Below are 13,845 nucleotides of genomic sequence, written 5' to 3'. Positions count from 1 at the left end.
GGCCCTGTCAGTCAGGCATTAAGACCAAGCTTCGACATAATAAAGCCCGTCGTTTATAAGCGTAGTTAACGTTTGTTTGAATTCCAAGCTCATTAACGCTGGTTTTACCTGTTTAAACAAAAAATTTGTATTATCAGTTAACAACTTTACCTGCTCTAGGTCATTTTGTGACAATTGATAGGTTTCACCATTGATACTCAAGAGTATATATTCACCAATGTTTTGATATATTGCTCGAACGCCACCAGCTCGCACTATTGTGTCATCTGGTTCAATTTCTGATTCTAAGTGGTCGGCAACAAGTGCATCTTCAAGAGGAGCTAAATCCATATCGTGTTTGGGCTGGCTGAGATAAGTCCCTAGCCACTTACTAAACAATTCTTCATCATGGATCAGACCTGATAGCATTGCTTGTATTTTGGTTTTATCTTGTGTGGTTATTTCGCCAAGAGAAGACCTTATTGCCAGTTCTGGATCATTGTATCGCTCTATGCCTGCTTCCTCGTCAATGACATGGTCAGCAAAACTACTGATGAAATCTTTTTGATCCGGCGCTCTAAAACCGACAGAATAATTTAACGCATTTTCAACTGCATAGCCCTCATGAGGACAACCCGGAGGAATATACAAAATATCACCAGGTTCTAAAATATGATCTATTACAGCTTCAAATTGCTCGACTTGAAGTAAGGCTTTATCTTTTGTGAACTGTTTTAAGTTGGCATTTGGCATGCCAACTCGCCAATGTCTTTTGCCTTCTCCCTGAATGATAAAAACATCATACTGATCTAAATGTGGACCTACACCACCATTCGGTGTTGAAAAGCTCACCATCAAGTCATCGATCCGCCAATTAGGTATAAACCTGAAAGGGACAAGTAGTTGGGCCGCTGGTGGATGCCAGTGATCAACGGCTTGCACTAATAAGGTGCTATTTGTGTCAGTTAGTTTTTCGAAGTTTTCAAATGGACCATGGTGCGCTTGCCAATTTTCGTCATGATTAGTGATTAATCGAGACTCAATGCTGTCTTCCATTGCCAATCCTGCAAGTTCTTCTGCAGACAAGGGGTCCTGAAAGTCTTTGAAACCTCCTTTAATTAACAAGGGTTTTTTTTGCCAGTACTGACTCAAAAACGCTTCTTGAGTCATGTTATTAATAGACAGCTGGTACATATTTTCTCCATAAAAAAAGCGAAAGATACAAGCTCAATGCTGTTCCTTTCGCTTAATAAAATCTAATTGACTAGATTAGTTTAATTCGTCAATAAACGCTTCAGCACGACCGATATAGTTTGCTGGCGTCATCAACTTCATTTCCGCTTTAACTGAGTCAGGTAAGTCTAAACCATCGATAAAGTCAGCCATGATTTCTTGATTAACACGCTTACCACGTGTTAGCTCTTTTAGCTTTTCGTATGGCTTTTCGATGCCGTACTTACGCATTACTGTTTGAATCGGTTCAGCAAGCAGCTCCCAGTTGTCATCTAGTTCAGCAAGAAGACGATCTGCGTTTACTTCTAATTTGCTGATACCTTTAAGTGTCGCTTGGTATGCAATTAGCGCATAGCCCATACCAACACCAAGGTTACGTAAAACCGTTGAGTCAGTTAGGTCACGTTGCCAACGAGAAACTGGTAGTTTCTGTGCTAGATGCGCGAAAATCGCATTTGCTAGACCTAAGTTACCTTCAGAGTTTTCAAAATCGATAGGGTTAACTTTGTGCGGCATTGTAGAAGAGCCAATCTCACCTGCAATGGTCTTTTGTTTGAAGTGGTTAAGAGCAATGTAACCCCAAACATCACGATCAAAGTCTAGTAGGATAGTATTGAAACGTGCAATTGCGTCAAATAGCTCCGCAATGTAATCATGCGGCTCAATTTGCGTTGTGAACGCATTCCAAGTTAGTCCTAGGCTAGTTACAAATGATTCTGCATGTGCATGCCAATCATACTCTGGGTAAGCACTTAGGTGAGCGTTGTAGTTACCAACAGCGCCATTGATTTTGCCTAAAAGAGCGACGTTAGCAATTTGCTCGCGTTGACGTTGTAGACGAACATAAACGTTAGCAAATTCTTTACCCATAGTTGAAGGCGAAGCAGGTTGACCGTGGGTACGAGTCATCATTGGTACTGATTTGTACTCAACTGCTTTTTCTTTGATTGCCGCAAGTAGGTTATCACAGTATGGTAGTAACACCTGATCGCGCGCTTCACTCAGCATTAAACCATGAGATAGGTTATTAATGTCTTCAGATGTACAAGCAAAGTGAATGAATTCATTTACAGCTTGTAGCTCTGCATTATCCGCTACTTTCTCTTTTAGCAAATATTCAACTGCTTTAACATCGTGGTTTGTAGTGCGCTCGATATCTTTGACACGTTGTGCATCTTCTTCACTGAAGTTTGCAACAATGCCGTCAAGTATCGCATTAGCTTCATCACTGAAAGCAGGCACTTCTTTGATTGCGTCTGCTTTTGCTAGAGCTTGTAACCAACGAACTTCAACTGTGACACGGTATTTGATAAGACCGAACTCACTAAAGATACTTCTCAGCTCTTTGGTTTTGCTACCATAGCGACCATCCACTGGAGAGATAGCGGTTAACGCTGAAAGCTCCATAATTTCTCCTAACTAATTGGTTTTTTGAACGATAATTTATATAAACTGTTGTGCAGTGGAGATAATTTTCTTTTTAGAAAAAAAGAAATGGCGGCGTTTACCACCAAGTTGTCTCCACAACACCGCACTTCTAATTCCTGCCAACAACAATGCACGTATTTTGTGTTGAATATGGCTTTGCTGAAGTAAATCTGGTTTACCAAATACTTGGATTTTAGGACCGGCAGGGCTGATAACTTGGGTATAGATATCAGCAAGTGCACCTAATACTTGTTCGTCGTATACATTAAAATGTAAGGTTTGTCTTTCGACTTGTTCAATGCGTTTGGCCAGCTCTGAAAATACAGCGCTATTTGCAGACAAAGCGCGTTCAAGCTGTAACAAGCTACCGACGTATTTTACGATTTCAACGTCTTTTTCACCTTCGCTGGATAATTGCGCTACCAAAGCTTGATAGCCACCTTTTAAAGCGAAGTGGTCGTCATAGACGTCCTCTGGGTTTTGAGGTGACGTATTTAGTATACTTTGCAAAAATGTATGGACTTCGTTTTCGTTAAAAGTGCCATAACGTGCGCATTTTTGAACAAGCTTAGCTATCTGACATATAGCTGCTAATGGAATAACGGCTTTTGGTTGCATTATTTGATCACCGACTCGATGATACCGCCGCCAAGACAGGCATCATCTAAGTAAAATACCGCTGATTGACCCGGTGTAACTGCTTTTTGTGGCTCATCGAACAGCACTCGTGCCATGCCATCTTTACCTACCAGCAGAGTACATGGAATATCTTCTTGTCTATAACGAGTTTTTACTGTGCAGCGAGTGGTTCCTTGTGGGCCTTCGCGGTCAACCCAGTGCAGTTGATTGGCATTGAGCCCGTTACTATACAGGCGAGGGTGGTCTTTACCTTGACCAACCACAAGGACGTTGCGCTCTACATCTTTATCGACAACATACCAAGGCTCGCCAGAGCCTTCTTTCATCCCGCCGATTAGTAGGCCTTTTCTCTGGCCGAGCGTGTGGTACATTAAGCCTTCATGCTCGCCGACTTGGTTTCCTTCAGCATCTTCAATAATGCCAGGCTGAGCAGGAAGGAATTTTTGCAAGAAATCTTTAAATTTGCGCTCACCAATAAAACAGATACCCGTGCTGTCTTTTTTGTTATGAGTGATTAAACCTTGTTCTTCTGCAATGCGGCGTACTTCAGGCTTTTCAATCTCACCGACAGGGAATAGTGTTTGTGCAACGTGTTCGTGGCTTAACGTATATAAGAAATAGCTTTGATCTTTGTTGTTGTCTAAGCCTCTTAGCATTGCAAACTTACCATCACGCTCTTCACGGCGAACGTAGTGGCCAGTCGCTATATAGTCAGCACCTAGTGCTTCTGCTGCAAATTCCAAAAAAGCTTTGAACTTGATTTCTTTGTTGCACATGATATCTGGGTTTGGTGTGCGACCTGCACGGTATTCCTCTAAGAAATACTCAAATACATTGTCCCAGTATTCAGCCGCAAAATTGACAGTATGCAGTTCAATACCCAGTTTTTCACACACGGCTTGTGCATCTTTTAGATCTTCAGCTGCGGCACAGTATTCATCGTTATCGTCTTCTTCCCAGTTTTTCATGAACAAGCCTTCTACTTGATAGCCCTGTTCTTTTAGAAGGTAAGCTGAAACTGAAGAATCCACGCCGCCAGACATGCCGACAATGACTTTAATGTTACTGTTATCGCTCATAATATCGCTGTACATCTATATGTAATATTTGAAAGGTCGTGAGTATAGCACGCATTTGGCCGCCCTCAAAAGACACTCCCTAGACTTTATTTGGCTGTAAAACCTTATACTGCCCGTTATTTAGACCACTGAGTGTATATTTGCCAATGCTGTATCTAATCAACCGCAAGGTTGGGTAGCCAATGTGTGCAGTCATGCGCCGAACTTGACGGTTTCTCCCTTCAGAAATCGTAATACTTAACCAAGTTGTGGGAATATTTTTTCGCTCTCGTATTGGCGGATTGCGAGGCCAAATGTTAGGCTCGTCAATGACTTCGACTTTGGCGGGTTTGGTCATGCCGTCTTTTAATTCGACCCCTTTTCTCAGCATCTCGAGTGATTGCTCATCGGGCGATCCCTCTACTTGAACCCAATAAGTTTTGTCAGTGTTCTTTTTCGGCTCGGTGAGCTTGTGCTGCAACTTGCCGCAGTTAGTCAAAAGTAATAAACCTTCGCTATCGCGGTCTAGTCGACCCGCAGCATAGACTGATTTGACATCGATAAAGTCAGCTAAGGTTTTTCGGTGTTGGTCATCAGTAAATTGACATAAAACATCAAAAGGTTTGTTGAATAAGACAATCTTAACATCCTCAGGCTTGACTGGCGGTTTTTTGGAGCCGTTGGAAGGGCGTCGTCGAGTATTGCCATTGGATCTATTTTTAGGTGATGTGTTAGGGCGTTTGCTATTTTTATGTGTCATAACTCACAGAGGGCCAGCATGATTGGGCGCTTATACTAGCAAAATTGAACAAATACTTCAGCTTGTAAAACGAAAAAAGGCAGCGTATTGCTGCCTTTCTAATTGAGTTTATTTAACTTAAGCGATTAGGTTTAATGCATCGTTAAATAATTTACTTGGACGCATAGCTGCAAACGCTTTTTCATCGTTTGGCTGGAAGTAGCCTTCTACATCCATTGCTTGGCCTTGAACGTCATTTAGTTCAGCCACGATAGCAGCTTCATTCTCGGTAAGTTGTTTTGCAACTGCTTCGAATTTAGCTTTAAGCTCAGCATCAGTACCTTGGGCTGCAAGCTCTTGTGCCCAGTAAAGAGAAAGATAGAAGTGGCTACCACGGTTATCCAGCTCATTTACTTTACGAGAAGGTGATTTGTTCTCATCAAGGAATTTACCTGTTGCCGCGTCTAGTGTATCAGCAAGTACTTGCGCTTTAGGATTGTTAGTTACTTGGCTTAGGTGCTCTAAAGAAGCAGCTAGTGCAAGGAATTCACCTAAAGAATCCCAGCGTAAGTGGTTTTCTTTTTCGAACTGTTGAACGTGCTTAGGCGCTGAACCACCAGCACCAGTTTCGAATAAGCCACCGCCGTTCATTAGTGGAACGATAGATAGCATTTTCGCACTTGTACCAAGCTCTAAAATTGGGAATAAGTCAGTTAGGTAGTCACGTAATACGTTACCAGTTACTGAAATTGTGTCTTGGCTGTCTTTCATACGCGCAAGTGAAAACTCAGTCGCTTCAACAGGCGCAAGAATGCGGATATCAAGACCGTCTGTGTCGTGCTCTGGTAAATATGCATTTACTTTTTTGATAAGCTCAGCGTCGTGTGCACGCGCTTCGTTTAACCAGAAAACAGCAGGTGTGTTAGATGCACGTGAACGGTTAACAGCTAGCTTAACCCAATCTTTGATTGGTGCGTCTTTAACCTGACACATACGCCAGATATCGCCTTGCTCAACATCGTGTTGAAGTAGTACGTTACCTGCTTGGTCAACCACACGGATAACACCATTTGAAGGTGCTTCAAATGTTTTGTCGTGTGAACCGTATTCTTCTGCTTTTTGAGCCATAAGGCCAACGTTAGGGATTGTACCCATAGTACGAGGATCAAAAGCACCATTTTCTTTACAGAAATCGATAGTTGCTTGGTAAACACCAGAGTAACAACGATCTGGAATAACAAAGCTTGTGTCTTGTTGCTTACCTTCAGCGTTCCACATCTGGCCGCTTGTACGGATAGCCGCTGGCATAGATGCGTCGATGATAACGTCACTTGGTACGTGTAGGTTAGTGATACCACGATCAGAGTCAACCATTGCAATGCTTGGGCGAACGTCGTATACAGCAGCTAGATCAGCTTCGATTTCAGCGCGTTTTGCATCATCTAAGTTAGCAAGTTTGTTGTAAACGTCACCAATACCGTTATTTACGTCAACACCTAATTGCTCGAAAGTTTCGCCATGCTTTTCGAAAACTTCTTTGTAGAATACTTTTACAGCGTGACCAAAGATGATTGGGTCAGAAACCTTCATCATAGTTGCTTTCATGTGAAGAGAGAAAAGTACGCCTTTTTCTTTAGCGGCTTCTACCTCAGCTTCAAGGAAGCTGCGAAGTGCGCTAACACTCATGCGAGAAGCGTCGATGATCTCGCCAGCTAGTAGCGGCGTGCTTTGCTTCAATACATTAACAGTACCGTCTGCTGCAACGTGCTCAATACGTACATCAGTTGCCTCTGCTACTGTTGTAGATTGCTCTGAACCGAAGAAGTCACCTTCGCTCATGCTTGCAACATAAGACTGAGAGTCCGCAGACCAAGCGCCCATTGAATGTGGGTTTTTCTGTGCGTATGCTTTAACAGAACCAGGTGCACGACGGTCTGAATTACCTTCACGTAGTACTGGGTTTACAGCGCTACCTTTGATTTTGTCGTAAGTTGCTTTGATAGCAGCTTCTTTGTCGTCTTTTGGCTCTTCAGGGTAATCTGGAAGTGCGTAGCCTTTCTCTTGTAGCTCTTTAATGGTTGCTTTAAGTTGAGGGATTGAAGCACTGATATTAGGTAATTTGATGATATTTGCTTCTGGCGTCTTAGCAAGTTCGCCTAGCTCAGACAGGGCGTCTGCGATTCTTTGTTCTTCAGTAAGAAACTCAGGGAAATTAGCGATCACACGACCAGCTAAAGAGATATCTCTTGTTTCTACTTCAACACCAGCTGCTTTTGTGTAAGCTTGGATCACAGGCAGCAAAGAATAAGTTGCTAAAGCTGGTGCTTCATCGGTTTTTGTATAAATAATTTTTGATGTCATCATCATTCCTAGATAGTTTTGGGTCAATTAGACCGTTCAACAATAAGCAAGATCTTGCTAACTTTTGTTACCCAACGCTATTTTGACGATTGAGTGACAAAAAAATTAGCTTTAAATAAAAAGCTTAATCTCTTTGTAATTAGCAAGTTTGTTAGTTATTCCTACTGAAGTTAGGGAATAGAAATAACTAACAGACCTGGACATCGGCAGGGATTGTACCAATCTAATCGTAATGCTGCTAATGCAATTTACTTAAGATATAGAAAAATATGTTACAAGGGGGGATTTATAGTGAGAAAAAAGAGATGAAGCGAGCAACTTGCGTAGCTCGCTTTTAGAGCCTTGAGAATTGCTATGCCATTTCACCAACTTTCGGTGCAATATTAGTAGCATGTAAGCCCTTAGGCCCTTCCTGTAGCTCGAATGTTACATCTTGACCAGCTTTAAGCGTCTTGTATCCATCCATTACAATCGTCGAGTAATGTGCAAAGATATCTTCGTCACTGCCGTCTTCTACGATGAAACCAAACCCTTTGGCGTTGTTAAACCATTTGACTTTTCCGCAAGCCATACTTCTACATCCTTCTATAAGTTGACTAATTAAGTTAATCTAACCTTTGAAATTTGCTAAGCTGTCCATAACATGAACAACTAGGACTAGAATGTAGTTTAAATAACCATACAGTCAAGTTTTTTAGTGCAGTTTTTTAACATTTTATTTATTTTTTAATTCAAGTTTGCTTGAGTATATAAGACAAGACTATATTTAATTATGAGTGGGATAAAAGATTCAGGTGTGTTGGAAGAGGTCAAAGACCTAGAGAAGCAAAAACTTCAACCACCGAAAAAGTACAAAGTAATTTTAAACAATGATGATTACACGCCGATGGATTTCGTCATCGAAGTGTTAATGACTTTTTTCAACATGGATAGCGAAAGAGCAACTGAAGTGATGTTGAAAGTACATCACGAGGGAAAAGCGGTATGTGGAATGTATCCTGCAGACATAGCCCATACAAAGGCTGAGCAGGTGAACAGATACGCTCGCGATCATGAGCATCCGCTCCTGTGTAGCTGTGAGCAAGAATGACCTTATTTATTCTCGTTGGGGGTTGCCAATGCTAAATAAAGATTTAGAAATTACACTTAACACCGCGTTTCGTGAAGCTCGTACACGTCGTCATGAATTTATGACGGTGGAGCATTTATTACTTGCCCTAATCGATAATCCTTCGGCAAGTGAAGCGCTTAATGCCTGTAGCGTAGATACTGACAACCTTAAAAGGGAGCTGTCAGAGTTTATTGATGAAACAACGCCAATCATTCCTGAGTTAGAGGAAGACCGGGAGACTCAACCAACGCTTGGATTTCAGCGTGTATTACAAAGAGCAGTGTTTCATGTGCAGTCTTCAGGTAGAAACGAAGTAACTGGCGTCAATGTTTTGGTAGCTATTTTCTCAGAGCAAGAGAGCCAAGCTGTATATTTACTCAAAAAAGCAGATGTCAGTCGATTAGACATCGTTAATTTTATTAGTCACGGTATTTCAAAATCGGACGATGATCCTGAGCCAGAAGAGCATGAGGATATCAACGAAGAGGGAGCGGAAGTACAAAGCGACGAAAAAACCAAGCTTGAAAACTTTACTGCAAACCTTAATGTGCTGGCAAAAGCTGGGCAAATTGATCCTTTGGTTGGTCGCGATCAAGAAGTTGAAAGAACCATTCAAGTATTATGTCGCCGTAAGAAAAACAACCCATTACTTGTTGGAGAGGCTGGGGTAGGTAAAACTGCCATTGCTGAAGGGTTGGCTTATCGTATTGTGAATGACCAAGTACCTGAAGTCATTGAAGATGCGGTCGTTTACTCTCTTGATATGGGCGCATTGCTCGCTGGTACAAAATACCGTGGGGATTTTGAAAAGCGTTTTAAAGCACTTTTAAAAGAACTGCAAGCCAAACCAAACGCAATTTTATTTATTGACGAAATTCATACAATTATCGGTGCAGGTGCTGCATCTGGCGGGGTAATGGATGCGTCGAATTTAATTAAACCACTGCTTTCTAGTGGTAAGCTGCGCTGTTTGGGCTCAACAACTTATTCAGAATTTAAAAACATTTTTGAGAAGGATAGAGCGCTAGTTCGTCGCTTCCAAAAAATTGACGTAGTTGAACCTAGTGTTGCTGACACAGCCAAGATATTATACGGCTTGAAAGAACGTTACGAAGAACATCACGGTATTCGCTACACCCAAAAAGCGTTGAAAGCCGCAGCTGAACTGAGCGCAAAATATATCAATGAGCGCCACTTACCTGACAAGGCGATAGACGTGATTGATGAAGCGGGTGCAAATCAACGACTATTACCTATGTCTAGGCGTAAAAAGACCATTGGTGTTGCTGATATTGAGCAAATTGTTTCAAAAATTGCACGTATTCCACAGCAAAATGTGTCATCAAGTGATAAAGAAGTACTTAAAAACCTTGATAGAAACCTGAAAATGCTTGTGTTTGGCCAAGATGAGTCTATTGATGCGCTTACATCGGCTATTCGTTTATCACGCTCCGGCCTTGCAAACGAAGAAAAGCCAATTGGGTCTTTCTTATTTGCTGGTCCGACGGGTGTTGGTAAAACGGAAGTGACTAAGCAGCTCGCCAAATGTATGGGCATAGAGTTTATACGTTTTGATATGTCTGAATACTCAGAGCGACACGCTGTGAGCCGCTTAATTGGCGCACCTCCTGGCTATGTTGGTTTTGAGCAGGGCGGTTTGTTGACTGATTCTGTCATTAAGCACCCTCATGCTGTTGTATTGTTAGATGAGATTGAAAAAGCCCACCCTGATATATACAACATACTTTTACAAGTGATGGATCATGGCACGCTGACAGACAACAATGGTCGTAAAGCCGATTTCCGAAACGTGATTTTTGTTATGACGACAAATGCGGGTGTTCAAGAGACGGTGAGAAAGTCGATTGGATTCCAGCAGCAAGATCACTCGCATGATGCAATGATTGAAATCAATAAGGTATTTACTCCTGAATTTAGAAATAGATTGGACAATATCATTTGGTTTAACCACCTTGAAAAAGAAGTTATTTTGCAGGTTGTTGATAAGTTTATTGTTGAGCTGCAAGCTCAATTAGATAAAAAGTCTGTTAACTTAGAGCTTACTAACGAAGCGAGAGATTGGATAGCTGACATTGGCTACGACAAAGCGATGGGCGCACGTCCGATGGCACGAGTTATTCAAGACAATCTTAAAAAGCCGTTGGCAAATGAAATTCTGTTTGGCTCTTTAATTGACGGCGGTAGCGTTAAAGTGACTGTGAAAGGCAATGCGTTGGAGTTTGATTTTGAGCAGGAGTTAGTTTCTGCATAATATTAGCTAACTAGCAACGTATGAGGACCGGCTGGCGGAGCTGGCTGGTTCTAAAGGTAGTACACAAGCAAAAAACCTAGCCAATTGGCTAGGTTTTTTGCTACATACGTCTTATAGCATCAAACAGATGCTGGCGAGACGGTAGAATTAACGTGCACGGAAAACGATGCGTCCCTTACTTAAGTCGTAAGGAGTTAACTCTACAGTGACTTTGTCACCTGTTAAAATACGGATGTAGTTTTTGCGCATCTTACCAGAAATATGTGCCACAACAACGTGACCATTTTCTAATTCAACACGGAACATTGTATTTGGTAATGTTTCAAGGACCGTGCCTTGCATTTCAATAACGTCTTCTTTCGCCATTTGGAGCGTATCACCTCTATATAAGTTTATCGTTGGAGATTTTGCCCAAAAGCACACAATAAGTAAAGGTAAGAGCTTAAATTAGTAACTTAAATATTTATCCAAGTATCTTCTTTAAGCTGTTGAGCTGGCGCAAACTGCTTTTTGTAGCGCATTTTTTTACATTCGTCTATTTGATAACCTAAATATACAAAATCCTTATTTTCAGAACGCGCGAGGTTAAGCTGCGCCATTATCATGATGGTGCCTAAACTTAAATGTTCGTAATCCGGGTCAAAAAAAGTATAGATGGCAGATAATGCATTGGGCATAGTGTCGGTGACAGCGACAGCAACGAGTTTTTTCTCATGCCAAAGCTCTATAAATGAAATCGGCATCCAGCGACAAAAGAGAAAGCTTTCATATTGCAGTCTATTTGGCGGGAACATAGTGCCATCACTGTGCCTTTGATTGATGTACTTTTCATACAGCGAAAAGTAATTTTCCTTCTCTTGAAAGCTGACTTTAACTGAAAAGTTACTATCTATCTTCTTGTATTTACGCTTTTGTGATTTTGAAGGCACATATTCTTTTGCAAGTACCCTGACTGATTGACATGCACTACACATAGGGCAGTGTGGGCGATAAATTTGGTCTCCGCTACGCCTAAACCCCAGAGATAATAACGCCTCAAACCGAGGAGCCGTATAACACTCGTTATCCAAGATAACGAGCAGTTGTTCTTTTCTATCTGGCAGATAGCTGCAATCAAATTGTTGACTGAGGCCTATTTTAGAAGGAAAGTGTTCAGTCATATATTGCCCCTATGTCTTGTGGTTGCCACATGGTGCTTACAGGGTGATAGTCACTTGCTTCTTTTAGTTTAGTCAAAAATTCTTCTCTAGGAATGACTTTTGCGCCCATAGAGCTTAAGTAAGGGTTATCGAGCTGGCAATCAATAAAGTGAGCATTGTGCTTTTTAAGCCAATTCACCAGCGCCCACATGGCTAACTTAGACGTGTTTGGCTGGTTGTGAAACATCGATTCGCCACAAAATACTCCAGAGACCATAATGCCATATAGCCCGCCAACAAGTTGGTTATCTATCCACACCTCTACACTGTGAGCAAACCCTTCTTTATGAGCTTGGCAATATGCTTTGAGCATATTTTTGTTGATCCATGTCCCTTCTTCATTAAGCCTTTGGTTGCGACACTGTGAAATCACCTGCTCAAAGGCGTGGTTTATAGTAACCCTAGGGTTGAGTCTATTTTTGGCCTTTTTTAAGGTACGCCCGATATGAAAATCCTTTAATTCCAATATACCCCGTTCGCTAGGTGACCACCACATTATGGGTTCTCGCTCATTAAACCAAGGAAAAATACCTTGCTGGTAAGCTTTTTTTAGCCTTAACGTGTTCAGGCAGCCGCCAATGGCTAATAGGCCATCAGGTTCTTTTAATGCAAAGTGGCAAGGTGGAAATATGTAGTCAGTTGGCGATAGGTGAAACAGCTGTTGTGTCATAAGTGACTTTAGTTTTGAGTAGGAAGTTTGCTAAGACAAGTTTAGCAAATTAAGGGGTGAAGCACGCCATGATTTATGGCGTGCAATTGCATTATTTTAGGTTATCTAAATAACGCTCAGCATCTAGTGCGGCCATACAACCTGTGCCCGCAGAGGTAATTGCTTGGCGGTAGATATGATCTGAAACATCACCAGCAGCGAATACACCTTCAACACTTGTTTGCGTCGCATTGCCGTTTAAGCCTGACTCAACAACTAAATATCCATCTTTCATTTCAAGCTGGCCTGCAAACATGTCTGTGTTTGGCTTGTGACCAATCGCAATGAATACACCAGCTAGATCTAAATCTTCAGTTGCGTCTGACTGAGTATCTTTGATTCTGATGCCCGTAACGCCCATGTCATCACCCAGTACTTCATCTAACGTACGGTCGAAGTGAAGAACAACATTGCCGTTTTTCGCTTTTTCCATCAGGCGGTCAGATAAGATTTTCTCACTGCGGAAGCTGTCTCTGCGGTGAATAACGTGTACTTCATCTGCGATGTTTGAAAGGTATAGTGCCTCTTCAACGGCAGTGTTACCACCACCTACTACAGCAACTTTTTGGCCTCTGTAGAAAAAGCCATCACATGTAGCACAAGCAGAAACACCGCGGCCTTGGAAGGCTGTTTCAGATTCTAGGCCTAAGTACTTTGCAGACGCGCCAGTTGCGATGATTAGAGCATCACATGTATACGTACCCTGATCACCAGTTAAGGTAAATGGACGTTTTGTTACGTCTACTTTATTAATATGGTCAAAAATGATCTCTGTTTCAAAGCGTTCCGCATGCTCTTTCATACGCTCCATTAGAGCAGGTCCTGTCAAACCGTGTGCATCACCAGGCCAATTTTCTACTTCTGTTGTTGTTGTAAGCTGACCACCTTGTTGCATACCCGTGATTAAAACAGGGTTTAAGTTTGCACGCGCTGCATAAACAGCCGCAGTGTAACCAGCTGGGCCAGAGCCAAGGATTAATAGTTTACAGTGCTTATCACTCATGAATTTCTATCCTAAAATTTAGTATTAGCATTACAATGATGCCGATTCTAAGTAAATCAACCCAGAAGTAAAATAAAAATCAAATAAAGCAAATTTCGAAATTCTAAACTTGTC

Annotated in this window: 13 protein-coding genes; 2 read left to right on the top strand and 11 right to left on the bottom strand. The window is 41.8% G+C overall.

The window, feature by feature from the left end:
• Window positions 1–18: 18 nt before the first annotated feature.
• From QNM18_RS08825 to cspD, 7 genes are all read right to left on the bottom strand, one after another.
• A complete protein-coding gene (locus QNM18_RS08825) occupies window positions 19–1,173 on the bottom strand; it encodes a ribosomal protein uL16 3-hydroxylase (RefSeq protein WP_284136931.1) in 1,155 nt (384 codons plus the stop codon).
• A 75-nt stretch (window positions 1,174–1,248) separates the two neighbouring features.
• The gene (purB, locus tag QNM18_RS08820; protein ID WP_023401673.1) at window positions 1,249–2,619 is read right to left on the bottom strand and encodes an adenylosuccinate lyase; all 1,371 of its coding nucleotides are present in this window, start codon (window positions 2,617–2,619) and stop codon (window positions 1,249–1,251) included.
• A 36-nt stretch (window positions 2,620–2,655) separates the two neighbouring features.
• Window positions 2,656–3,258: a high frequency lysogenization protein HflD gene (hflD, locus tag QNM18_RS08815; RefSeq protein ID WP_284136930.1), complete on the bottom strand. Its 603-nt coding sequence runs from the start codon at window positions 3,256–3,258 to the stop codon at window positions 2,656–2,658.
• Window positions 3,258–4,358 (bottom strand): tRNA 2-thiouridine(34) synthase MnmA, encoded by a 1,101-nt coding sequence (gene mnmA / locus QNM18_RS08810; protein ID WP_023401675.1) that lies wholly within the window; start codon window positions 4,356–4,358, stop codon window positions 3,258–3,260. Before mnmA ends, hflD begins: the two co-directional genes overlap by 1 nt.
• A 79-nt stretch (window positions 4,359–4,437) precedes the next feature.
• Complete coding sequence (locus tag QNM18_RS08805) at window positions 4,438–5,097, bottom strand: pseudouridine synthase (protein ID WP_284136929.1); 660 nt, start codon at window positions 5,095–5,097, stop codon at window positions 4,438–4,440.
• Window positions 5,098–5,214: 117 nt separating this feature from the next.
• Window positions 5,215–7,437 (bottom strand): NADP-dependent isocitrate dehydrogenase, encoded by a 2,223-nt coding sequence (locus QNM18_RS08800; RefSeq protein ID WP_211010146.1) that lies wholly within the window; start codon window positions 7,435–7,437, stop codon window positions 5,215–5,217.
• Between the two features lie 352 nt (window positions 7,438–7,789).
• Window positions 7,790–8,008 carry a cold shock domain-containing protein CspD gene (gene cspD, locus QNM18_RS08795; protein ID WP_023401678.1) on the bottom strand — a complete coding sequence of 73 codons (219 nt, stop codon included), beginning with the start codon at window positions 8,006–8,008 and terminating at the stop codon, window positions 7,790–7,792.
• 201 nt (window positions 8,009–8,209) lie between these two features.
• On the opposite strand from cspD, the gene clpS reads away from it, so the two are divergent.
• Window positions 8,210–8,527: an ATP-dependent Clp protease adapter ClpS gene (clpS, locus tag QNM18_RS08790; RefSeq protein WP_023401679.1), complete on the top strand. Its 318-nt coding sequence runs from the start codon at window positions 8,210–8,212 to the stop codon at window positions 8,525–8,527.
• A 28-nt stretch (window positions 8,528–8,555) separates the two neighbouring features.
• Complete coding sequence (clpA, locus tag QNM18_RS08785) at window positions 8,556–10,820, top strand: ATP-dependent Clp protease ATP-binding subunit ClpA (protein WP_211010145.1); 2,265 nt, start codon at window positions 8,556–8,558, stop codon at window positions 10,818–10,820.
• A 147-nt stretch (window positions 10,821–10,967) separates the two neighbouring features.
• On the opposite strand, the gene infA is transcribed toward clpA, so the two are convergent.
• From infA to trxB, 4 genes are all read right to left on the bottom strand, one after another.
• Window positions 10,968–11,186 (bottom strand): translation initiation factor IF-1, encoded by a 219-nt coding sequence (infA, locus tag QNM18_RS08780; RefSeq protein WP_023401681.1) that lies wholly within the window; start codon window positions 11,184–11,186, stop codon window positions 10,968–10,970.
• An 89-nt stretch (window positions 11,187–11,275) separates the two neighbouring features.
• Window positions 11,276–11,980, bottom strand: a complete 705-nt coding sequence (locus QNM18_RS08775; protein ID WP_211010144.1) for an arginyltransferase — start codon at window positions 11,978–11,980, stop codon at window positions 11,276–11,278.
• Window positions 11,973–12,689 carry a leucyl/phenylalanyl-tRNA--protein transferase gene (gene aat, locus QNM18_RS08770; protein WP_211010143.1) on the bottom strand — a complete coding sequence of 239 codons (717 nt, stop codon included), beginning with the start codon at window positions 12,687–12,689 and terminating at the stop codon, window positions 11,973–11,975. The genes QNM18_RS08775 and aat overlap by 8 nt, the downstream gene beginning before the upstream one ends.
• 91 nt (window positions 12,690–12,780) lie before the next feature.
• Complete coding sequence (gene trxB, locus QNM18_RS08765) at window positions 12,781–13,731, bottom strand: thioredoxin-disulfide reductase (RefSeq protein WP_284136928.1); 951 nt, start codon at window positions 13,729–13,731, stop codon at window positions 12,781–12,783.
• Window positions 13,732–13,845 lie beyond the last annotated feature (114 nt).

This window comes from Pseudoalteromonas obscura, assembly GCF_030135505.1.
In the GTDB taxonomy this organism is placed as follows: domain Bacteria; phylum Pseudomonadota; class Gammaproteobacteria; order Enterobacterales; family Alteromonadaceae; genus Pseudoalteromonas; species Pseudoalteromonas obscura.
Note: the sequence above shows the minus strand (reverse complement) of the source record. Positions and strands in the feature narration are given on the sequence as shown.